This is a genomic window from Massilia sp. Leaf139 (assembly GCF_001424165.1).
Lineage (GTDB): Bacteria > Pseudomonadota > Gammaproteobacteria > Burkholderiales > Burkholderiaceae_D > Telluria.
This window is the reverse complement of sequence record NZ_LMOJ01000001.1, coordinates 827,258-850,103: the sequence shown is the minus strand read 5'-3', so window position 1 is coordinate 850,103 and position 22,846 is coordinate 827,258. Positions and strand designations below refer to the sequence as shown.

Here is a 22,846-nt window from a genome sequence, read left to right as displayed (position 1 = left end):
CCGCTTAGTGTCGGACGATGCCGGCGACGATGGTCGAGGCCGCCTGGCGCGCGCGCGCATCCTGGGCCATCACGGCGGCGATGTCGTCGGCGGCGCCGTGTTCGTTTTCGTCCATCACGCGGCGCACGACGCGGTCGATGTCGCGGAAACCGATGCGCTCGTCGAGAAAGGCTTCGACCGCGATTTCATTGGCCGCGTTCAGCAGCGCCGGCGCCGTGCCGCCCGCGCGCAGGGCGTCGAAGGCGAGCGCCAGGCATGGGAAGCGGGCGTAATCCGGCTGGTAGAACTGCAGCGCGCCCATCGTCGTGAGATCGAGCTGGGCCACGCCGGACGCGATGCGCTCCGGGTAAGCGAGCGCATGCGCGATCGGGGTGCGCATGTCGGGGTTGCCGAGCTGGGCCAGCACCGAGCCGTCGACATAGGACACCATCGAATGGATCACGCTTTGCGGGTGGATCACGACCTCGATCAGCTCGGCCGGCGCGCCGAACAGCCAGTGCGCCTCGATCACTTCCAGGCCCTTGTTCATCATGGTGGCCGAATCGACCGAGATCTTGCGGCCCATCGACCAGTTCGGATGCTTGCAGGCTTCCGCTGGGGTCACGGCTTCCAGGGTCTCGACGGCGCGGTTCAGGAAAGGCCCGCCCGACGCGGTCAGCAGGATCTTGGCCACGCCCGATTCGCCGGGCGCGCGCGCGTACTGGCTCGGGAGCGACTGGAAGATGGCGTTGTGCTCGCTGTCGATCGGCAGCAGGGTCGCCTTGTGCTCGCGCACAGCGTCCATGAACAGCTGGCCCGACATGACCAGCGCTTCCTTGTTGGCCAGCAGGATCTTCTTGCCGGCGCGGGCGGCGGCCAGGGCCGGGGCCAGGCCGGCGGCGCCGACGATGGCGGCCATGACGGTATCGGTGTCGGGACTGGCAGCGATCTCGCACAGGGCCGCTTCGCCGTAGGCCACGTCGACCGGCAAACCTTCCAGCAGCCGGCTCAATTCGGCGGCGGCCTCGGCCGTGCCGACGACGGCGCGTTGCGGACGAAACTGGCGGCACTGCGCGGCCAGTTCGGCGACGCGGCCATGCGCGCTGAGGGCATAGACCTGGTACTGCTCGGGATGGCGTGCGAGCACGTCGAGGGTCGAGACGCCGATCGAGCCGGTGGCGCCCAGGATGGTGATGCGTTGCATTTTAAAAAAACTCCTTACAGCCAGGCGCCGATCAGTGCCGCCAGCGGCAGTACCGGCACCAGGCCGTCGATGCGATCGAGCACCCCGCCATGGCCGGGCAGCAGGTTGCTGCTGTCTTTCATGCCGGCGCGGCGCTTGAGCTGGGATTCGAACAGGTCGCCGACGATGCTGCCGGCGACGATCAGGCTTAGCACGAGCCAGGTGACGGCCCAGCCGAGGCTGGCCTGGACGCGGGCCGGGAAGGTGTTGGCCAGTGCCTCGCCGCCGAAGGCGATCGCCAGGGTGGCGACGACCAGGGTGACGATGCCGCCGCCGATCGCGCCTTCCCAGGACTTGCCTGGCGAGATCGAAGGCGCCAGCTTGCGCTTGCCGAAGCTCTTGCCGCAGACATAGGCGAAGATGTCGGCGCACCAGACGATGGCCAGCACCGACAGCAGGTAGAGCGGCGAATAGGCGTAGAGCGCGACGATCGCCGCGAAGCAGCCCACCAGGGACACCGCATAGGTCAGGCTGAGCAGGGTGTTGGCAACGCTGTCGAGCGGCGGCAGGCCGGTTTTCAGCGAGGGCACGAAGCGCAGCACCCACACCAGCAGGCTGATGACGAACCAGAAGCTCTGCGAGGCGCCGCTGTCGTTGACGAAGAAAGTCCAGGCGAAGGCCGCCGTCCAGAAGGCGGCCACGACGACGGCCTTGCCGGATGTCGGATTGAAGAGGCGGAAGGTCTCCCAGACGGCGGCCCCGAAGAAGGCGGTCGCCACCACCGCGAAGGCCGTGAAGTTATTGGAATACAGGACTGGCAGGAGCACTGCCAGCAGCACGAGCGCGGTGAGGATCCGGGTTTTAAGCATCAGCCTGGTTAAGCCTTATTTGTTTTGTTGGCCACTTGTTCGCCGGTGCGGCCGAAACGGCGCTCGCGGCTCTGGTAGGACGCGATCGCGGCGTCCAGCGATTCGACCGAGAAATCCGGCCAGTAGGTATCGGTGAAGTACAGCTCGGAATAAGCCAGCTGCCACAGCAGGAAGTTGGAAATGCGCTCTTCCCCGCCGGTGCGGATGAACAGATCCGGTTCCGGCGCGTAGGCCATGGCCAGGTGCGGCGCCAGCATCTCTTCGGTGAATTCGGTCACGCCGGGGTTGGCGGCGACCATCTTGCTCGTCGCCTGCATGATGTCCCAGCGTCCGCCGTAGTTGGCGCAGACCGAGACCGTCAGGCGCGTGTTGCCGGCCGTGCGGCGCTCGGCGTTGGCGATCATCTCGCGCAGTTTGGCGTCGAAGCGCGACAGGTCGCCCACGACTTTCAGGCGGATGTTATTCGCGTGCATCTTCGAGACTTCACGCTCGAGCGCGGTAACGAACAGGCGCATCAGCAGCGAGACTTCTTCTTCCGGGCGGCGCCAGTTTTCCGAAGAAAAGGCAAACAGGGTCAGGTATTCGACCCCGCGCAGCACGCAGGCTTCGACCACGCCGCGCACCGCTTCCACGCCCTTGACGTGCCCGGCGACGCGGGGCAGCAGACGTTTCGTCGCCCAACGGCCATTGCCGTCCATGATGACGGCGATATGGCGCGGGACGGCCGGCACATCGGGAACTACGGTCGTGGAACTCTTAAAGATCATAAATCCAATGCCATGATGGCTGCGGGTACTGTAAACGAGCGTAATACGGGTAATAAAGCAGCCCCTGCAGGATTGTGCCCCGCAATGTTACGGGTACTGCCCTCGGTTACGTCTGCTTACTTCTTTGGAGGCGACGCCGGCGCATTGCATACGTGCACGCAATGCGCCGGCACGCATCTTACACGGTCAGGACTTCTTTTTCCTTTTCCGCGACCATCTTGTCGATGTCGGCGACGAATTTGTCGGTCAGTTTCTGCACTTCGTCCGAAGCGCGGCGCTCGTCGTCTTCCGAAGCGGTCTTGTCCTTGACCATCTTTTTCAGCTGCTCGTTGGCGTCGCGGCGGATGTTGCGCACGGCGATCTTCGCATCTTCGGCTTCCGACTTGACCAGCTTGACCATTTCCTTGCGGCGCTCTTCGGTCAGCGGCGGGGTCGGTACGCGCACCAGTTCGCCGAAGGTCGACGGATTCAGGCCCAGGTCGGAATCGCGGATCGCCTTTTCGATGGTGCTCAGCATCTTCTTCTCGTACGGCTGCACGCCGATGGTGCGGGCATCGAGCAGGGTCAGGTTGGCGACGCCGGAGAGGGGCGTCGGCGAACCGTAGTAGTCGACCATGATGTGGTCGAGGATGCCGGTGTGGGCGCGGCCGGTGCGCACCTTGGCCAGATCGGCACGCAGGGTTTCGATCGATTTGGTCATGCGCTCTTGCGCATTCTTCTTCACGTCAGCTAGGGACATGCTGCTCTCCTGTTATTCAGTATTTCAGTGTTATTAAACGTGCACCAGGGTACCTTCGTCTTCGCCCATGATGACGCGCTTGAGGGCGCCGGGCTTGACGATCGAGAACACCTTGATCGGAAGTTTCTGGTCACGGCAGAGGGCGAACGCGGTGGCGTCCATCACCTGCAGCTGCTTCGAGATCGCCTCGTCGAACGAGATCGACTCGTAACGGGTGGCGCTCGCATCCTTCTGTGGATCCGCAGTATAAACGCCATCGACCTTGGTGGCCTTCAGGACGATCTGCGCACCCACTTCGGCGCCGCGCAGGGCGGCCGCGGTGTCGGTGGTGAAGAAGGGGTTGCCGGTGCCGGCCGCGAAGACGACGACCTTGCCTTCTTCCAGGTATTGCAGCGCTTTCGGACGCACGTAGGGCTCGACCACCTGGTCAATGCCGATCGCCGACATCACGCGCGCGGTGACGCCGACATGGCGCATCGCGTCGGCCAGGGCCAGCGCATTCATGACGGTGGCCAGCATGCCCATGTAGTCGGCGGTGGCGCGGTCCATGCCCTGCGCACCCGGCGCGACGCCGCGGAAGATATTGCCGCCGCCAATCACGACCGCCAGCTCGACACCCAGCTTCGCCACTTCCGCGACGTCGGCGACCATGCGGTCGATGGTGGCGCGATTGATGCCGAACTGATCGTCGCCCATCAGCGCTTCGCCAGACAGTTTAAGGAGGACTCGTTGGTAGGCTGGTTTTGTCATGATGAAGCGCTCTCCTATGTGTGTGATTCGAATTCGGGTCTGGCCGCGGGCGGTGCCCGGGCCTCATCTGCAAGAGTACAGATGGCGGCGAAACCGGCGCGCACGCTCCGGGGAGCGCGGCCGTTCGCGTGCGCGCGGCGGCCGGGCCGCCGCGCACCCGCCGCGACAAAACGACGGGTTAAAAAAACGGGCCTTGCGGCCCGCTTTCACATTACTGCTTGTTTGCAGCCATCTGGGCTGCAACTTCCGCTGCGAAGTCGTCGACCTTCTTCTCGATGCCCTCGCCCACGACGTACATCGTGAATGCCTTCACGGTGGTGTTGGTGGCCTTGAGCATTTGCTCGATCGACTGCTTGTCGTTCTTCACGAAGGTCTGGTTCAGCAGCGACACTTCTTTCAGGTACTTCTGCACCGAACCTTCGAGGCGCTTGGCCAGGATTTCCGGCGACTGGGCAGGCTTGCCTGCGGCAGCGGCGGCGTCCGCATCTTCCTGGGCCTTCAGCTGGGCGACCGAACGCTCTTTCTCGATCAGTTCGGCAGGCACGCCTTCCGACGACAGGGCGACCGGCTTCATGGCGGCGATGTGCATCGCGACGTCCTTGCCGACTTGTTCGTCCGCGCCTTCGTACTCGACCATGACGCCGATACGGGTGCCATGCAGGTAGGAGGCCAGCTTGCCGGTGGTTTCGAAGCGCTGGAAGCGGCGCACGGTCATGTTCTCGCCGATCTTGCCGATCAGGGCCGAACGCAGTGCGTCGAAGGTCTGGCCGCCGATGTCGAGGGCCGACAGGGCTGCGACGTCGGCAGGGTTCTGCTCGGCGACCAGCTTGGCTGCCAGGTTGGCCATGGCCAGGAATTCGTCGTTCTTGGCGACGAAGTCGGTTTCGCTGTTGATTTCAACCAGCGCGCCGACGTTGCCGGCGATGTAAGACGCAACCACGCCTTCGGCGGTGACGCGTGCCGATGCTTTCGATGCCTTGCCGCCCAGCTTGACGCGCAGGATCTCTTCGGCACGGCCCATGTCGCCTTCGGCTTCGGTCAGTGCCTTCTTGCATTCCATCATCGGCGCATCGGTCTTCGCGCGCAGTTCGCCCACCATCGCTGCAGTAATCGCTGCCATGTTTTTCTCCCAAAATATGTTCAGTGTCGCGGATGTCCGGACCGGACACCCACACGATAATTTCTTGCTAATTCTGTGTTTAAAAAAAGGGGTGCGCAGCCACGGCCCAGCACCCCTGATTTAAATACCGGACGACAGCCCGCGGCAAGCCGCCGGCGGTCGTCCTTTTATTTAAGCCTGCTCGGAGACTTCGACGAAGTCATCGCCGCCGGCCTTCACCATCTCAACGACTTCGTTGGTGGCGTTGGCGCGGCCTTCCAGGATCGCATCGGCGACGCCGCGTGCGTACAGGGTGATGGCCTTCGACGAGTCGTCGTTGCCAGGGATCACGTGGGTGACGCCTTCTGGCGAGTGGTTGGTATCGACCACGCCGATGACCGGGATGCCCAGCTTGCCGGCTTCGGTGATGGCGCCCTTGTGGTAGCCGACGTCGACGACGAAGATTGCGTCAGGCACGCCGCCCAGGTCCTTGATGCCGCCGATCGATTTCTGCAGCTTGACCATTTCGCGCTGGAACATCAGGGCTTCTTTTTTCGACAGCTTCTCGACCGAACCGTCCTCCACTTGCGCTTCCATGTCCTTCAGGCGCTTGATCGAGGTCTTGATGGTCTTGAAGTTGGTCAGCATGCCGCCCAGCCAACGCTGATCGACGTAAGGAACGCCGGCGCGTGCTGCTTCAGCGGCGATGATGTCGCGGGCCTGGCGCTTGGTGCCGACCATCAGGATGGTGCCGCGGTTGGCCGAGATCTGCTTGATGGTCTTCATCGCATCCTGGTACATCGCCATGGTCTTTTCCAGGTTGATGATGTGGATCTTGTTGCGATGACCGAAGATGAACGGTGCCATCTTTGGGTTCCAGAAACGGGTCTGGTGGCCGAAGTGAATACCGGCTTCCAGCATTTCGCGCATAGTAACGGACATGTAATTCTCCAGGGTTAAGTCTTGAATAACGGCCAGTCACCCTATTGGGCACCCTTGTCGGCCGGATTCGCGATTTGAGTAAATAAATAGACTACTAAAATGAACAACTGAGCAACATTGCTGAACCTCAGTCCAAGCAACCCGAGATTCTAGCGGGATTCGGGCATTAATTCAAGCCTTGCGTGTTCGCTGGCGGTGTAACGCGGGCATGGCCGCCCTACGTTACGCCACGGCTCCATGAACTTGCTACGGGCGGTGGTGCGCCGTAGGGCGGGCATGCCCGCGCGTTCCGGCGCATGATCATTGCCGCAGCATCCCCCGCCCCGCAATGCCGGGGCACATCCCTTATAATGGTCGACATATTTACCGTTCACGCGAACCGCCCATTTATGTCCATCTCCATCAAGACCCCCGAAGAAATCGAAGGCATGCGCCTGGCCGGCCGCCTCGGCGCCGAAGTGCTCGACTACATCACCCCCTTCGTCAAGGCGGGCGTCACCACGGGCGAACTCGACCGCCTGTGCCACGAATACATGACCAATGTCCAGGGCACGATCCCGGCGCCGCTGAACTACGCCCCGCCCGGCTACCCGCCTTTCCCGAAAGCGGTCTGCACCTCGATCAACGACGTCATCTGCCACGGCATCCCGGGCGACAAGGTGCTGAAGAGCGGCGACGCCCTGAACATCGACGTCACCGTGATCACCAAGGATGGCTTCCACGGCGATAACAGCCGCATGTTCCTGATCGGCGAACCCTCGATCCTGGCGCGCCGCCTGTCCGAAGTGACCTATGAATGCATGTGGCTCGGCATCTCGAAAGTCAAACCCGGCGCGCACCTGGGCGACATCGGCTACGCGATCCAGCAGCACGCCGAAAAGAACGGCTACAGCGTGGTGCGCGAGTTCTGCGGCCACGGTATCGGCCGCGTATTCCACGAAGAGCCGCAGGTTCTGCATTACGGCAAGCCGGGGACGCTCGATAAACTCGAGCCGGGCATGATCTTCACCATCGAGCCGATGATCAACGCCGGCCGCCGCGAGATCAAGGAAATGCCGGACGGCTGGACGATCAAGACCAAGGACCGCAGCCTGTCGGCCCAGTGGGAACACATGATCCTGGTGACCGAGACCGGCTACGAGATCCTGACGCAGTCGGCCGGCACCCCGCCGCCGCCGGCCATCGTCGCCAATAAAGAAGCCGTTCCGGCTTAAATCACATGTCCGCCGCGCAGCTCGACCAGGCCCGTCCCGAACTCAAGGGGCGCCTCAAGGCCGAACGCCAGGCCCTGTTCCACGCCTTTCGCGAGGACGGCAAGCCGGAAAAGCTGCTGCGCGGCCTGCGCCAGAGCGTCGACGCCATCCTGGTCGAGGCCTGGCAGGCGGCGCGCCTGCCGTCCAATACCGCCCTGGTGGGCGTGGGCGGCTATGGCCGCGGCGAACTCTTTCCGTATTCCGACGTCGACCTCTTGATCCTGCTGGGCGCGCCGCCGGACGCCATCACCCAGGCCAAGCTGGAAAGCCTGGTGCAGCTGCTGTGGGATCTGGGCCTGGAAATCGGGCACAGCATCCGCACCGTCGACGAATGCATGCAGGAGTCGGCGGCCGACATCACCGTCCAGACCTCGCTGCTGGAAGCGCGCCTGGTCGCGGGCGACGGCGGGCTCTTCGCCCAGCTGGAAGAGCGCTACCGCGCCGCTCTCGATCCGCAAGCCTTCTTCCAGGCCAAGACCGCCGAGATGCGACTGCGCCATGCCAAGTACGAGTACACCGCCTTCGCGCTGGAACCGAACTGCAAGGAGAGCCCGGGCGCCCTGCGCGACCTGCAGGTGATCCTGTGGGTGGCCAAGGCGGCCGATCTCGCCAGTTCCTGGGGCCAGCTCGCCACGCGCGAACTGATCACCCAGGACGAGGCGCGCCAGCTGATGGAAAAGGAGCGCGCCTTCAAGGACATCCGCGTGCGCCTGCACCTGCAGACGGGCCGGCGCGAGGATCGCCTGCTGTTCGACGTGCAGACGGCGATCGCCGAATCCTTCGGCCTGGTGTCCGATCCGTCCGGCCCGGGCGCGCGCCGCGCCAGCGAATACCTGATGCAGCGCTACTACTGGGCCGCCAAGACGGTCACCCAGTTGAACACCATCCTGCTGCAGAACATCGAAGCACGCCTGTTCCCGCAGCCGACCGTGCCGGTGCCGATCAACCATTGCTTTAACAATGTCGGCGGCTTCATCGACATTGCGCGCGACGATACCTTCGAGACCACGCCCTCCTCGGTGCTCGACATCTTTGTCGCCATGACCGAGCGCCCCGACATCAAGGGCATGACGGCGCGCACCACGCGCGCGCTCTGGCATGCGCGCAACCTGATCGACGACGCCTACCGCGCCGACCCCGTCAACCGCGCCAACTTCCTGCGGATTCTGAAAGCGCCGGTCGGCCTGGTGCACGCGCTGCGGCGCATGAACGACTTCGGCGTGCTGGGACGTTACCTGCCGAGCTTCCGGAATATCGTCGGCCAGATGCAGCACGACCTCTTCCACGTGTACACGGTGGATCAGCACATCATGATGGTGGTGCGTAACCTGCGCCGCTTCACGATGGCCGAACACGCGCACGAATACCCGTTCTGCAGCGGCCTGATCGCCAACTTCCGCGACCGCTGGCTGCTGTACGTGGCGGCGCTGTTCCACGACATCGCCAAGGGCCGCGGCGGCGACCATTCGGAACTGGGCAAGCAGGACGCCGAAGCGTTCTGCCGCGACCACGGCATCGCGCCGGAAGACACCGAGCTGGTGGTGTTCCTGGTCGAGCAGCACCTCACCATGTCGCAGGTCGCGCAGAAGCAGGATCTGTCCGACCCGGACGTCATCGGATCCTTTGCCGCCGTGGTGAAGGACGAGCGCCACCTGACGGCCTTGTACCTGCTGACGGTGGCCGACATCCGCGGCACCAGTCCCAAGGTGTGGAATGCCTGGAAGGCCAAGCTGCTGGAAGACCTGTACCGCATCACGCTGCGCGTGCTGGGAGGCGAGCCGCATTCGGCCGACCGCGAACTGCGCATGCGCCAGCAGGAAGCGCTGGCGACCCTGCGCCTGTTCGGCCTGCCCGAAAACGCGCACGAAGCCTTGTGGGATCAGCTCGACGTGGTGTATTTCCTGCGCCACGACGCCTCCGACATCGCCTGGCAGACGCGCTGCCTGTACGACAAGATCAAGAGCGCGAAACCGGTGGTGAAGGCGCGCCTGGCGCCGATCGGCGCCGGCCTGCAGGTGGCTGTCTACCTGAAAGACCAGCCCGACCTGTTCGCGCGCATCTGCAGCTATTTCGACCGCAAGAATTTTTCCATCCTCGACGCCAAGATCCACACCACGCGCGACGGTTATGCGCTCGACACCTTCCTCGTCACCGCCGAGAACTTCGCGCGCAACTACCGCGACATCATCAGCCTGATCGAACACGAGCTGTGCGAGCTCTTGACCTCGAACGCGCCGCTGCCGCCGCCGACCCGCGCGCGGCTGTCGCGCCTGTCGCGCCACTTCCCGGTAGCGCCGAGCGTGGAACTGCGCCCGGACGAACGCGGCCAGCACTATCTGCTCTCGATCTCGGCCAACGACCGTACCGGGCTGCTGTACGCGATCGCCGCGGTGCTCACGCGCTACCGCATCAACCTGCACACGGCGAAGATCATGACCCTCGGCGAGCGCGTCGAGGACGTCTTCCTCGTCGACGGCCCGAACCTGAACAACCCGCGCGTGCTGGTGCAGCTCGAAACCGAGCTGCTGGACGCGCTGGCGATCTGAAACACTTTATCTCACTTATCCCGACCAATGACCGAACCGCTCCGCCTCTCCAAACGAATGTCCGAACTGGGCCTGTGCTCGCGCCGCGAAGCCGATGAATGGATCGCGCGCGGCTGGGTGCGGGTTGACGGCAAGGTCGTCTCGGAGCTGGGCAGCAAGGTGCTCCCGAGCCAGCGCATCACCGTCGAGCGCCAGGCCGCGGCCGAGCAGTCCAAGCGCGTCACGGTGCTGATCAACAAGCCGGTCGGCTATGTCTCCGGCCAGGCCGAGGACGGCTACACCCCGGCCGTCGCCCTGATCAAGCCGGAAAACCGCTGGCCGGACGACCCGTCGCCCGAGCAGTTCCACCCGACCCAGCTGCGCTCCCTGGTGCCCGCCGGCCGCCTCGACATCGACTCGGTGGGTTTGCTCGTGCTGACCCAGGACGGCCGCATCGCCAAGCAGCTGATCGGCGAGACCACCTCGGTCGACAAGGAATACCTGGTGCGGGTCGAGTACACCAAGCCGGGCAAGCTGCCCGAATCCGACCTCAAGAAGCTGAATCACGGCCTCTGGATGGACGGCAAGCCGCTGCTGCCGGCCAAGGTGCGCTGGCAGAACGAGGATCAGCTCAGCTTCACCCTGAAGGAGGGCAAGAAGCGCCAGATCCGCCGCATGTGCGACATGGTGGGGCTGAAGGTGATCGGCCTGAAGCGGGTACGCATCGGGCGCGTCAAGCTGGGGGATTTGCCGGTGGGGCAGTGGCGGTATCTGCTGGCGGACGAGCAGTTTTAAATTGCCGGTTTGCCGGCGTTTCCATCGGGGCTTGCCGTTAGCGCTGCGCCGATTCCGCGCCCACGCGTTCGCGCCATTCGCACCGCGCCGACGCGCGCTCCGGACGGATCGCGTCCGCCCCGCGCACAGTTGACTTCATACGGAACGCCCACCCCATCTCCTGTCAGGATTGCATTGTCGATTGCCCTCGCGTAGCATGCACCGGATTGCTTCTGGTCACGAGCCGGGAGCGAAGGCCAAACAATCAAGGAGAAAATTTGAAAACGGAAATCCTCCCGTACAGCCAGACCCGCTCGTTCGTCACCGTGTGGATGATCGAGCTATGGGAGCGCTTCGGCTATTACGGCATGCAGGCGCTCATCGTGTATTTCATGGTGCAGCGCATGGGCTTCGAAGACACCCGTGCCAACCTGGTCTGGGGCGCGGCCGCGGCCCTGATCTACGTCGCCCCGGCCATCGGCGGCTGGATCGGCGACAAGGTGCTCGGCACCCGGCGCTCGATGCTGCTCGGCGCCATCATCCTGTCGCTCGGCTACGCCCTGATGGCGGTACCGACGACCAATACCTGGTTCCTGTTCTCGGCCCTGGGCGTGATCGTGGTCGGCAACGGCCTGTTCAAGCCGAACACCGCCAACCTGGTGCGCAAGATCTATGAAGGCGACGATTCGAAAATCGACAGCGCCTTCACCATGTACTACATGGCCGTCAACGTCGGCTCGACCTTCTCGATGCTGGCCACGCCGGCGATCAAGGACTATTTCAACGCCACCCACGGCAACGAAATCGGCTGGCACATCGCCTACGGCGTCTGCAGCGTCGGCCTGATCATCGGCATCTTCACCCTCCTGATGATGCGCGCCACCATCCGCCACGTCGGCTCCCTGCCGGACGAGCGTCCGCTCGACATGGGCAAACTGGCCATGGTGCTGGGCGGCGGCGTGGTCGCCGTCGGCCTGTCGGCCGTGATCCTGCAATACCAGAGCATCGCCCGCGTCTTCGTCTACCTGGCCGGCGTCGTGGTGCTGGGCATTTTCGTGCACCTGATCCGCAAGAGCGAACCGAGCGAGCGCGCCGGCCTGATCGCGGCCCTGGTGCTGACGCTGCAGACCGTGTTCTTCTTCATCTTCTACCAGCAGATGAGCACCTCGCTGTCGCTGTTCGCCCTGCGTAACGTCGACCTCGAATTCAAGGTGCTGGGCGCCCACCTGTGGACCTGGTCGCCAGGCCAGTTCCAGGCCCTGAACGCGATCTGGATCATGGTGCTCTCGCCTGTCCTGGCCGTGATCTACACCCGCGCCGGCCGTACCGGCAAGGACCTGTCGATCGCCGGCAAGTTCGCGCTCGGCTTCATGGTGGTCGCCGCCGGCTTCTTCACCTACGGCTTCGCCGGCACCTTCGCGGTGAACGGCCTGACCTCGTCGTGGATCATGATCGCCGGCTACGGCCTGTATTCGCTGGGCGAACTGCTGGTCTCGGGTCTGGGCCTGGCCATGGTGGCGCGCTATGTGCCGGCCCGCATGGGCGGCTTCATGATGGGCGCCTACTTCGTCGCCACCGGCATCTCGCAATACCTGGGCGGCGTCGTCGCGAACTACGCCAGCGTCCCGCAAGGCATGACCGACCCGCTGCAGACCCTGCCGATCTACACCAGCCTGTTCAACAAGCTGGGCATCGCAGCCGTGATCTGCACCCTGATCGCCCTGTCGGTGCTACCGCTGATGCGCAAGCTGACGGCGACGCACCACGCGCACCAGTAAGCGCGCGTTGTCGAGGAAGGGCCGGTTCGCCGGCCCTTTTTTGTTGGCCCACGGTCTCGATTCAGTAGCGTAGGGTGGGCGCCCCGTGCCCACGCGGTACAGCGTTCGATTCGAGACAACGTATCCACAAATGTGCGGGCAATCACAGGCACAGTTGATTTCCGCGTCATGCACGCGTTGTAACCGCGTGGGCACGAGTGCCCACCCTACGAATTTCGGAACACATGACGATACTGAGCACCGAACGCCTGCGCCTGGAACCGATCGACGACCGCCACTTCGACGGCCTGCAGGCGATGAACAGCCAGTCCGAGGTCATGCGCTTCATCAGCGGCCAGCCCGAGACGCCCGCACAGACACGCCACATGATCGAGCTGGTAAAAGGCCGCTGGGCCCAATACGGCTTCTCGTGGTGGGCCTTCATCGAAAAGGAAACGGAGCGGCTGGTCGGCGCCGGCTGCATCCAGTACCTGGGCCGCGATCCGGCCAACCCGCACGAGATCGGCTGGCGCCTGGTGCCGGATCGCTGGGGCATGGGCCTGGCCTCGGAAGCGGCGCACGCGATGGCGGCCTGGGCCTTCGATCATCTGGCGGCGCCGACCCTGGTGGCCGTGCGCCTGCCGGAGAATACACAATCGGCGAAGGTGATGGATCGCCTCGGCCTGCGCTACCGCGGCGTGGAAACCTGGTACGAACGGCCGCATGCCGTCCACGAGCTCACCCGCGCCGATTGGCGGGCGCAGCAGGCAAGCTAGACCCGCGCCGCAACCAGCGCCAGCAGCGCGTCCGGACTGACGGGTTTCACGAGGTAGTGGTCGAAGCCGGCCCCGGTCGCGCGGGCGCGGTCTTCGCTCTGGCCGTAGCCGGACAAGCCGATCGCCACCGGATGCGCACCGCTCTCTGACGCACGCAGACGCCGCATCACTTCCAGGCCGTCCATGCCGGGCAGGCCGATGTCGCAGACGACGACGTCGAAGCGCTCGACCAGCAGTGCATCGAGACCCGCCGGGCCGTCGTGCGCCATGCTGACCTTGTGCCCTTCGAGATCGAGGAAGGCCTTCAGGGTTTCGGCGGCATCGAGGTTGTCCTCGATGATCAGTACCCGGCAGCGGCTGGCAGCGGCACAGTGCGCGTCGCCCTGCGGCGGCGCGGCTTCCGGCAGCGCGCAGGAAGGCAGACGCAGGGTGAAGCGGCTGCCCTGCCCCACGCCCGGGCTCTCGGCCGTGATGGCGCCGCCGTGCATCGACACCAGGTTGCGCACCACGTTCAGGCCGACCCCGAGTCCCCCTTCCGAGCGGGCCAGCGAGCGCGGCCCCTGGGTGAACAGGTCAAAGATATGCGGCAGCACCTCGGGCGCGATGCCGGTGCCGTTGTCGCTGACGGTGATGACGATGTCCTCGCCCTCGCGCTTGGCTTGCAGCGCGATGCGCCCGCCGTCGCCCGTATATTTCGAGGCATTGCCGATCAGGTTGGCCAGCACCTGGGTCAGGCGCACGCGGTCGCCGCGGATGCCGAGTGATTCGGGCGGCAGGTCGAGATCGAAGCGCTGGCTGCGCTCGCCGATGCGCGGCAGGACGGTCTCCAGCGCCTGGTCGACGGTGGCGGCCAGCGGCAGCGCTTCCAGGTTGAGGGTGATCTTGCCGCTGCTGATGCGGGCGGCGTCGAGCAGGTCGTCGAGCAGGCTGGCCATGTGGTCGACCTGGCGCCGGATCACCTTGGTGAAATTGAGCAGCTGCGGGCTGGCATTGACCGAGCGTTCCAGCAGCATCGACGACATGCTGATCGGCACCAGGGGATTGCGCAGCTCGTGCGCCAGCATGGCCAGGAATTCGTTCTGGCGCCGGTTGGCCGCCTCGGCGTCGTCGCGCAGGCCCTGGGCGCTGATCGCGGCCACCACCAGGTGTTCATTCGCCTCGCGCAGGCGCTCCACACTCTGCTCGAGTTCTTCCCGGTCCTTGAGGGCCGCACGCAGGCGCGCGACCTCCTCTTCCAGGCTGCCGACATGGCGCAGCAGCGCGCCCGTATACGCGTCGGGCTGCACCTCCGAAGTGTCAAAGGAACGTTGCATCGAGCCGCTTTCGTCTTCGTGGAACATTCCTCATTCTCCTCAGGTCGGCGCCAGGCCGCGCGCCGAGGCGCCGCCAAGCACGCCGCTCACCTCGGTCGGCAATTCGTCGACCTCGAGACCCTCGTCGGTAATCCGATAGGCCCGCAAGTCGTTGCTGTGGCTGCACCCGCGTACCTTGACGACCGATATGAACTTTTGCAGGCGGCCGTCGACCTCCGCATAGCGCAGGGCGATGACGCCGTCGGCCAGGAAAGGAATGTTCGCCTCGCCGAAGCGCAGTTCGGTGAACACGTCGCTCAGTCCGATCGTCACGATGGCGCTCACGCCCAGCTTGGCCACCTCGGTCAGCAGACGGAACACGGCCAGGCGCAGATCCGCGTGGAATTCGGGCGCCATGTAGAGGCCGAATTCGGACAGCGAATCGATCACCAGGCGGCGCGCGCCGGTGCGCTGCAGGGTCTGCACCAGGCCGTCGATCAGTTCGTCCACGGTCAGGTCGAGCAGGCGGCTTTCGACCACGGCCACGTCGCCGCGCTGCACCAGTTCGGCCAGCTCGGCATTGCGCAGGCGCGGCGTGCCCTTCTCGAAATACAAGGCTACGCCCTTCTCGCCGACGCGCGCGCCCTCCTGCAGGAAACGGGTGGCGATGATGGTCTTGCCCGATCCGGTCGGGCCGGCCACCAACATCGTGTGTCCTTGCGGCACGCCGCCGTGCAGCAGCGCGTCGAGGCCGGGCACCCCGGTCGCGATGCGGCGCGGCTCGCGGTCGATCGGGGTGCCCGTCTGGCGATCGTCGGCCAGCGGCGGCAGGATGCGCGGATAGGCGCGCAGGCCGTCGTCGGTGATGCGGAAGTTGTGCGAGCCGGCCAGGTGGGCGCGGCCACGCATCTTGACCACGCGCATCTTGCGCACCACGGTGCTGTGCTCGTGCACCTGGGTCAGCGACAGCATGCCGTCGGCCACCGTCATGATCGGATTGGCTTCCGGGTCGGCATTGTTGTACTCGCCGATCAGGAAGGTGGTCGCCTGCCAGCTGGTCATGCGCGTGCCCAGTTCCTGGATGAAATACTGCAGGTCGGCAACGCCCTCGTTCCCCGTTTTCGCGGTCTGCACCACCGAGCGGAAGGAATCGACGAACACCAGCGAGGGCGAGAAGGCCTCGACCTCGACCATGATGCGCTCGAGCACGCCGCTGAAGTCGCCCGTGCGCAGGCTTTCGCTCAGGTTGACGTAGCGGATCGCCGGGCCGACCTTGGCCATGTCGAAGTAGGAGAACTGCTGCTGGTAGCGCAGCATCTTCAGGGGCGGCTCGCCCAGTACGGTGAAGAACAGGGCGCGGCGCTCGGGGGTGGCGAGCGCGAACATGATCTGGTGCGCCAGGGTCGTCTTGCCGCTGCCCGGCGGGCCGGCCAGGAGGTTGAACGAAAACTCGGGCAGGCCGCCGCCAAGTAGCGTGTCCAGTCCCGGCACACCTGTTTGCAAAAGCCCCAAGGCTACTTTGTCGTTCATTTACATCTGCTCCTGTCCATGCTTCTGCCCGTCCGCGCCTTGTTGTGCGACGTGTAACAGCTGTTTTGTTAGCGCTTCGCCGATCAGGCTACCCAGCAGCGTGGTGAATGTGTCGAGCAGGGCGCCGTTGGCGGCCTCCGCCTGCTCGGGCCCGATCTCGTTCAGGATTCTGGTCAGGGACATCAGGACGTCGGCCACCGGCCGCGCACTGCTGCAGTCGGCGAGCCGTTCGAAGCGCACGGCCGACAGGCGCAGCGCGCGTCCGAACAGCGCGCAGAAGCCGCTTTCGCCGATCAGGGGCGTGAGCTGTTCGCTCAGGTGCAGCCAGGCCTGCGCCATGTCGGTCGTGCCGGCGCCGCCGGCCGTCTCGGCACCATGGGGCAACCGTGGCCGAGAACCTTCTTGTTGGTTCATGCTCGCTGTTCAGGTGGCGTTTATTATGATGCGGCCCCTCAGGTGGCGGGCCGAAGCACGATTATAAAGGTTATACGGTCAAGTTTAATAAATTCACATGTAGATCGGATGAATTTCGCCGCCGCCCCGGTTCTCGAACGCATGAAGTGTCTGGCGGCACCTGCCTTGCTAGGACATAATGCCCTTAGAAAACTCAAAGCGGAGACAGGTAGATGATGAAACGACGCGTGGCCGGGGCGCTCTGCGCCGCCGGCTTGATGATGGCCAGCGGAGCGCCGGCCTTCGGCCAGAAACCTGTTGCTGCCCGCGCTGCACCGACCGCCGCGCTGCGTGCCGCGGCGACCATGGATGCGCGATTTTCCGCGATCCACCGCGCCGAATGGCAGTGGCGGATCAAGGAAGGCCTGGCGCGCGACGAGTCCGCCCGCGGCGAGGTCGATCCCGGTTTCGCCCGCGTCGACGCCGCCGCCCAGGCCGCGCGTCTAAAGCACTGGCAGGGCGTGCTGCGCCAGCTCGACGCCCTCGATCCGGCCGCCCTGTCGGCGCCGGAACGCATCAACTACCAGGTCTACCGCGCCCAGATCGCCGCGTTTGTCGACGAACTGCGTTTCCGCGAATACGAGCAGCCGGTCAACGCCGACAGCGCCTTCTGGACGGACGTGACCTACGGCGCACGCCAGCCATTTGTCCGCATCGAGGACTACCGCAGCTACCTGCTGCGCCTGCGCGCCCTGCCGCGCCACTTCGCCGAACAGGTCGAGAACATGCGCGCGGGCCTGGCGCGCGGCTTCACACCGCCGCGCGTCACGCTGCAGGGGCGCGATGCGGCGCTGGCCTCGATCGTCGACGCCGCACCCGAAGACACCGTGTTCTACACGCCCTTCAAGACCATGCCGGCCGCGATTCCTGCGGCCGAGCAGGCGGCCCTGCGCGCGCAGGCCGTTGCCGCCATCCGCGAACATGTGCAGCCGGCCTACGCCAGCACCCTCGCCTTCGTGCGCGGCCAGTACATTCCGAACGCACGCACGGCGCTGGCCGCCGAGAGCCTCCCCGACGGCAAGGCCTATTACCAGTCGAAGATCGTCGAATTCACGACGACGAACATGGCGGCCGAGGAAATCCACCGCATCGGCCTGGCCGAGATGGCGAAGATCCGCGCCGAGATGTCGGCGACGATCGCGAAATCCGGCTTTCGCGGCGACTTGCCGGCTTTTCTACAGTTCCTGCGCACCGATCCGCAGTTCTACGCCAGGAGCGCCGACGAACTGCTGATGCGCGCGGCCTGGATCTCGAGAAAATTCGACGCCAAGGCCGGCCAGTACTTCGGCTACCTGCCGCGCCAGCGCTTCGCGATCCGCCCTGTGCCGCTCGACCAGGCGCCCTATTACACGGCCGGCCGCGGCGGGCCCGGCGTCTACCTGGTCAACACCTACAATCTGCCTGCGCGCGCCCTGTACAGCCTGCCGGCGCTGACCCTGCACGAGTCGGCGCCCGGGCACGCCTTCCAGATGCCGATCGCGCTCGAACAGAAGGGAGTCCCGCCCTTCCGCCGCGCCTACATCTCCGCCTTCGGCGAAGGCTGGGCGCTGTACACCGAACGCCTGGGTACCGAGATGGGCATCTACGAGACGCCCTACGAGGAGTTCGGCATGCTCAGCTACCAGGCCTGGCGCGCCTCGCGCCTGGTGGTCGACACCGGCATCCATGCCAAGGGCTGGACGCGCGAACAGGCGCAGGCCTACCTGCGCGAAAACACGGCGCTGTCCGAGCACGAAGTGACGACCGAGGTGGACCGCTACATCTCCTGGCCGGGCCAGGCGCTGTCGTATTACCTGGGGCAGATGGCGATCATGGAAGCGCGCGCCAAGGCGGAGAAAGCGCTGGGCGCGAAGTTCGATATTCGCGCCTTCCACGACACCGTGCTGCAACTGGGGTCGGTGCCGCTGCCGGTGCTGGCGAGCCGGATCGACCGCTTCATTGCGGAGGGTGGGAAGAGCCCGTATCCGAAGGAGTAGCCGCGACCAGCGGCGCCTGTCCTGTCGTTGACGGCCGCGCAGCGTGGGGTGGGCTCCCGAGTCCACGCCTTGCGTGCGCATGCTTTCGCAAACGTGCTCGAAGTACGCGTGAACCGCCCTGACGGGTTTGCGTGAGCACGTAACGCGTGGGCGGTGCCCACCCTACGGCGCGCGGCCGTTGCGGGTCGACGATCCGGTCATCGGGCAGCGGCGTCTGCCTTGTCGTTGACGGCCGCGCAGCGTAGGGTGGGCTCCCGAGCCCACGTCTTGGGTGCGCACGCTTTCGCAAACGTGCTCGAAGTACGCGTGAACCGCTCGCTGACGGGTGTACATCAGCGCGCAACACGTGGGCGGTGCCCACCCGACGGAGGCAGCGGTTCCGGGTTAAGGATTCAGTCGTCGGCGGCGGGGTCGAGGCCTGGGAACATCACTTCGGTAAATCCGAAGCGGCTGAAATCCTTGATCCGCATCGGATACAGGATGCCCAGCAAATGGTCGACCTCGTGCTGCACCACGCGTGCGTGGAAGCCTTCGGCCTCGACCCGGATCGGCTTGCCATGCTGGTCGGCGCCCTCGTAGCGCAGGCGCGTGTAGCGCGGGACGCTGCCGCGCAGGCCGGGCACCGAGAGGCAGCCTTCGAAGCCCTCTTCCATCTCGTCGCTCAAGGGCGTCAGCACGGGATTGAGCAGCACCGTTTCCGGCACCTGGGGCGCGTCCGGGTAGCGGGCGTTTTTAGCGAAGCCGAAGATCACCAGCTGCAGGTTGACGCCGATCTGCGGCGCGGCCAGGCCGGCGCCGTTTGCCGCGTGCATGGTGTCGAACATGTCGGCCACCAGGGCCGCCAGTTCGGGCGTGCCGAATTGCGTCACCGGTTCGGCCACCCGCAATAGGCGCGGGTCGCCCATCTTCAGGATCTCACGTACGGGAATAACCGCTCTCCTTCGCCAGCTGCTCCAGGAAGCTGCTGAAACCGGCGGCCGTTTCAGGATGCTTGAGTCCCATCGCCGCCGTCGCCTGCAGGTAGCCCAGCTTCGAACCGCAATCGTAGCGCTGGCCGCTGTAGCGGTAGGCGAGCACGCGCTCGGCCTGCATCAGGGCGGCGATGCCGTCGGTCAGCTGGATTTCGCCGCCGGCGCCCTGCCCCAGGTTTTCAAGGTGCTCGAAGATGGCGCCGGAGAGCACGTAGCGGCCGACCACGGCCAGCGTCGAGGGCGCCTCGGCCGGCTGCGGCTTCTCGACGATGTTCGACACCAGTTCCAGCGCCGGCCGGTAGGGCGCGGCCTTGACGATGCCGTACTGGCGCGTGTTCTCGCGCGGGACGTCCTGCACCGCCAGCAGGCTGCACTTCTCGTAGCCGTAGACCTCGGTCATCTGGGCCAGCACCGGCGCGGTGCCGGCGTCGGTGGCCATGAAGTCGTCGGCCAGCAGCACCGCGAACGGTTCGCTGCCGACCACGGGACGCGCGCACAGCACCGCGTGGCCCAGGCCCAGCGGCGCCGACTGGCGGATGTAGATGCAGGTGACGTTCTTCGGAATCACGCCCCGCACCAGTTCGAGCAGCGCCTGCTTGTTGGCCGCTTCCAGCTCGGCCTCGAGCTCGTAGGCCTTGTCGAAATGGTCTTCGATGGCGCGCTTGTTGCGGCCGGTGATGAAGATCATCTCGGTGATGCCGGCGGCGACCGCCTCTTCGACGGCGTACTGGATCAGGGGCTTGTCGACGATCGGCAGCATCTCCTTCGGCTGCGCCTTGGTGGCGGGTAGGAAACGGCTGCCGAGGCCAGCGACGGGAAAGACGGCCTTGCGGATCTTGTTCATGTGCTGTCCTCGTGTCTTGAATTCGTTAGTTGGCCGGCACCGACGCCAGCAGCGCCAGCAGGCCCGCTTCGTCGAGCACGGTCACGCCCAGCGACTCGGCCTTGGCCAGCTTGCTGCCGGCCTCGGCGCCCGCCACCACATACGAGGTCTTCTTCGACACCGAACCAGACACCTTGCCGCCCGCCGCCTCGATCAGCGCGCCGGCCGCGTCGCGCGACATGGTCGGCAGCGTGCCGGTCAGGACGAAGGTCTGGCCGGCCAGCGGCCCCGCTTCGCCGGCCGCTTCCTCGGGCAGCTTCGCCAGCAGTTCCGTGCGCAGGGCTGCCAGCGCCGCGATGGTGTCGCGGTTCGCGGGCAAGGCCATCCAGGCCTCGAGCGCGGCGACCACGTTGTCGGGCAGGCCGAAGACGCTGAATACGCGCAGGTGCGCCAGGTCGTCCAGCGTGCGCCCGGCCAGCAGCTGGCGCGCGCGCGGCTCGGTCAGCCTGGGGATGCCGAGCGCGGCCAGCAGCGCCACCTCGTCCAGGCGTTCGCGCAGCGCCGCTTTCGGCGCGTGCTCGCCCTGGGGCGCAACGCCGGTCGCCAGCAGCGCATCGAGCGCGGCCTGGTTCTTCGGTTCGGCGAAGAAGTCGGCGATCGACTCGGCCACGGTGCCGCCGATGTCGGGCAGCACGCGCAGCAGTGCGCTCGGCGCGCGGCGCACCAGCGCCAGCGATCCGAGCCAGTCGGCCAGGGTCTTGGCGGTCGACTCGCCGACGTGGCGGATGCCGAGCGCGAACAGCAGGCGTTCCAGCGGCGGCTGCTTGCTGGCTGCGATGGCCACCAGCAGGTTGTCGGCCCACTTGGTGGCGACCTTGCCGCCTTTGACCGTCTCCGGGGTGGTACCGTCGCGCTCGTCGGCAAGGCGTTTCATCTTGAGCAGGTCGTCCAGCGTCAGCGTGTACAGGTCGGCCACGCCGTGGATCAGGCTGCACTCGACCAGGCTGTCGATGTAGCGGTCGCCCAGGCCTTCGATGTCCATCATGCGGCGGCCGGCAAAGTGGCGGATCGCCTCCTTGCGCTGGGCCGCGCAAGACAGGCCGCCCGAGCAGCGGGCCACCGACTCGCCCTCTTCGCGCACCACGTGCGAGCCGCAGACAGGGCAAGTACTTGGGAGCGTGTACACGTCCGGTTCTGGCTGCGGCCGGCGCTCGAGCACGACCGACAACACCTCGGGGATGACGTCGCCGGCGCGGCGCACGACAACGGTGTCGCCCACGCGCACGTCTTTCCTGCGCACCTCGTCTTCGTTGTGCAGGGTGGCGTTGGTGACGGTCACGCCGCCCACCGAGACCGGCACCAGGCGCGCCACCGGCGTGATCGCGCCGGTGCGGCCGACCTGGACGTCGATCGCCGAGACGACCGTCAGCGCTTCCTCGGCCGGGAATTTATGGGCCAGCGCGAAGCGCGGCGCGCGCGAGACGAAACCGAGCGCGCGCTGGTCGGCCAGGCGGTCGACCTTGTACACGACGCCGTCGATCTCGTAAGGCAGCGCAGAACGCTTCGCCCCGATGCTGCGGTAGTAATCGAGCAGACCGTCGCGCCCCGTCACCACTGCCCGCTCCTTCGACACCGGCAGGCCGAGGCGGTCGAACCAGTCGAGCACCTTCGAATGCGACTCCGGCATCTCGGAACCCTCCAGCAAGCCGATGCCGTAGGCAAAGAAGCGCAATTTGCGCTGGGCCGTGATGCGCGCGTCGAGCTGGCGCAGGCTGCCGGCGGCGGCGTTCCTCGGATTGGCGAATTCCTTCTGGCCGGCGTCGCGCTGGCGCTGATTCAGCTTGGCGAAATCGTCCTTGAACATCAGGACTTCGCCGCGCACCTCGAGCACGCTCGGGATGTCGCTGCCGTGCAGGCGCAGCGGAATCACACGCACGGTGCGGATATTGGCCGTGACGTCCTCGCCCGTGTAACCGTCGCCGCGGGTGGCGGCCTGCACGAACACCCCGTTCTCGTAGCGCAGGCTCATGGCCAGGCCGTCGAACTTCAGCTCGGCCGCATAGGCGACCGCGCCCGCTGCCGAGCTCAGATCCAGGCCGTCGCGCACGCGGCGGTCGAAGTTGTCGACATCCTCGTCCTGGAAGCCGTTGTTCAGCGAGAGCATCGGCACCGCGTGGATCACCTGCTTGAACTCGGGAATGGGCGCGGCGCCCACGCGCGAGGTCGGCGTGTCCGGCGACACCGCTTCCGGGTGCTCGGCTTCCAGCGCCTGCAGTTCGCGGAACATGCGGTCGTACTCGGCGTCGGGAATCGTCGGCGCGTCGAGCACGTGGTAGTTGTAGATGTGGCGGTTCAGCTCCTCGACCAGTGCCGCCATCCGCGCGAGGT

Annotated in this window: 19 protein-coding genes; 6 read left to right on the top strand and 13 right to left on the bottom strand. The window is 65.7% G+C overall.

Annotation, left to right across the window (positions count from 1 at the left end; genetic code table 11):
* Positions 1-4: 4 nt before the first annotated feature.
* From ispC to rpsB, 7 genes are all read right to left on the bottom strand, one after another.
* Complete coding sequence (gene ispC / locus ASF77_RS03810; protein WP_056334588.1) at positions 5-1,183, bottom strand: 1-deoxy-D-xylulose-5-phosphate reductoisomerase; 1,179 nt, start codon at positions 1,181-1,183, stop codon at positions 5-7.
* A gap of 14 nt (positions 1,184-1,197) precedes the next feature.
* Positions 1,198-2,031, bottom strand: coding sequence for a phosphatidate cytidylyltransferase (locus ASF77_RS03805; protein ID WP_056334585.1), 834 nt, complete (start codon positions 2,029-2,031; stop codon positions 1,198-1,200).
* A gap of 8 nt (positions 2,032-2,039) precedes the next feature.
* Positions 2,040-2,798 (bottom strand): polyprenyl diphosphate synthase, encoded by a 759-nt coding sequence (uppS, locus tag ASF77_RS03800; protein ID WP_056334582.1) that lies wholly within the window; start codon positions 2,796-2,798, stop codon positions 2,040-2,042.
* Positions 2,799-2,976: 178 nt separating this feature from the next.
* Positions 2,977-3,537 carry a ribosome recycling factor gene (gene frr / locus ASF77_RS03795; protein ID WP_056334580.1) on the bottom strand — a complete coding sequence of 187 codons (561 nt, stop codon included), beginning with the start codon at positions 3,535-3,537 and terminating at the stop codon, positions 2,977-2,979.
* Positions 3,538-3,570: 33 nt separating this feature from the next.
* Entirely contained in the window at positions 3,571-4,287 is a 717-nt protein-coding gene (gene pyrH, locus ASF77_RS03790) for a UMP kinase (RefSeq protein ID WP_056334576.1), read from the bottom strand.
* A gap of 211 nt (positions 4,288-4,498) precedes the next feature.
* A complete protein-coding gene (gene tsf / locus ASF77_RS03785) occupies positions 4,499-5,407 on the bottom strand; it encodes a translation elongation factor Ts (protein ID WP_056334574.1) in 909 nt (302 codons plus the stop codon).
* A gap of 171 nt (positions 5,408-5,578) precedes the next feature.
* A complete protein-coding gene (gene rpsB / locus ASF77_RS03780) occupies positions 5,579-6,328 on the bottom strand; it encodes a 30S ribosomal protein S2 (RefSeq protein ID WP_056334571.1) in 750 nt (249 codons plus the stop codon).
* Positions 6,329-6,717: 389 nt separating this feature from the next.
* Between rpsB and map the strand changes: the two genes are divergently transcribed.
* From map to ASF77_RS03755, 5 genes are all read left to right on the top strand, one after another.
* Positions 6,718-7,542 carry a type I methionyl aminopeptidase gene (gene map, locus ASF77_RS03775; protein ID WP_056334568.1) on the top strand — a complete coding sequence of 275 codons (825 nt, stop codon included), beginning with the start codon at positions 6,718-6,720 and terminating at the stop codon, positions 7,540-7,542.
* Positions 7,543-7,547: 5 nt separating this feature from the next.
* Entirely contained in the window at positions 7,548-10,127 is a 2,580-nt protein-coding gene (locus ASF77_RS03770) for a [protein-PII] uridylyltransferase (RefSeq protein ID WP_056334566.1), read from the top strand.
* A 27-nt stretch (positions 10,128-10,154) separates the two neighbouring features.
* On the top strand, positions 10,155-10,901 hold the full coding sequence (locus tag ASF77_RS03765; RefSeq protein WP_056334563.1) for a pseudouridine synthase: 747 nt from the start codon (positions 10,155-10,157) through the stop codon (positions 10,899-10,901).
* 257 nt (positions 10,902-11,158) lie between these two features.
* Positions 11,159-12,658, top strand: coding sequence for a peptide MFS transporter (locus tag ASF77_RS03760; RefSeq protein WP_200934123.1), 1,500 nt, complete (start codon positions 11,159-11,161; stop codon positions 12,656-12,658).
* A gap of 224 nt (positions 12,659-12,882) precedes the next feature.
* On the top strand, positions 12,883-13,413 hold the full coding sequence (locus tag ASF77_RS03755) for a GNAT family N-acetyltransferase (RefSeq protein WP_056334560.1): 531 nt from the start codon (positions 12,883-12,885) through the stop codon (positions 13,411-13,413).
* Here the strand turns inward: ASF77_RS03755 and ASF77_RS03750 are convergent.
* The 3 genes from ASF77_RS03750 to ASF77_RS03740 are packed head-to-tail and all read right to left on the bottom strand — an operon-like array spanning position 13,410 to position 16,649.
* Positions 13,410-14,753 carry an ATP-binding protein gene (locus ASF77_RS03750; protein ID WP_056334557.1) on the bottom strand — a complete coding sequence of 448 codons (1,344 nt, stop codon included), beginning with the start codon at positions 14,751-14,753 and terminating at the stop codon, positions 13,410-13,412. The two genes, ASF77_RS03755 and ASF77_RS03750, sit on opposite strands and share 4 nt — an antisense overlap.
* 12 nt (positions 14,754-14,765) lie before the next feature.
* Positions 14,766-16,235, bottom strand: a complete 1,470-nt coding sequence (locus tag ASF77_RS03745) for an ATPase domain-containing protein (RefSeq protein WP_056334553.1) — start codon at positions 16,233-16,235, stop codon at positions 14,766-14,768.
* A complete protein-coding gene (locus ASF77_RS03740) occupies positions 16,236-16,649 on the bottom strand; it encodes a hypothetical protein (protein ID WP_156648712.1) in 414 nt (137 codons plus the stop codon).
* 212 nt (positions 16,650-16,861) lie between these two features.
* Between ASF77_RS03740 and ASF77_RS03735 the strand changes: the two genes are divergently transcribed.
* Complete coding sequence (locus tag ASF77_RS03735) at positions 16,862-18,664, top strand: DUF885 family protein (protein WP_056334548.1); 1,803 nt, start codon at positions 16,862-16,864, stop codon at positions 18,662-18,664.
* A 392-nt stretch (positions 18,665-19,056) separates the two neighbouring features.
* Here the strand turns inward: ASF77_RS03735 and def are convergent, their stop codons facing one another.
* From def to ligA, 3 genes are read right to left on the bottom strand one after another with little or no spacing between them, the layout of a single operon-like run.
* Positions 19,057-19,593, bottom strand: coding sequence for a peptide deformylase (gene def, locus ASF77_RS03730; protein ID WP_056334545.1), 537 nt, complete (start codon positions 19,591-19,593; stop codon positions 19,057-19,059).
* Positions 19,580-20,479 (bottom strand): UTP--glucose-1-phosphate uridylyltransferase GalU, encoded by a 900-nt coding sequence (gene galU, locus ASF77_RS03725; protein ID WP_056334542.1) that lies wholly within the window; start codon positions 20,477-20,479, stop codon positions 19,580-19,582. The genes def and galU overlap by 14 nt, the downstream gene beginning before the upstream one ends.
* A 25-nt stretch (positions 20,480-20,504) precedes the next feature.
* Positions 20,505-22,835 (bottom strand): NAD-dependent DNA ligase LigA, encoded by a 2,331-nt coding sequence (gene ligA, locus ASF77_RS03720; protein ID WP_056334539.1) that lies wholly within the window; start codon positions 22,833-22,835, stop codon positions 20,505-20,507.
* Positions 22,836-22,846: the final 11 nt, after the last annotated feature.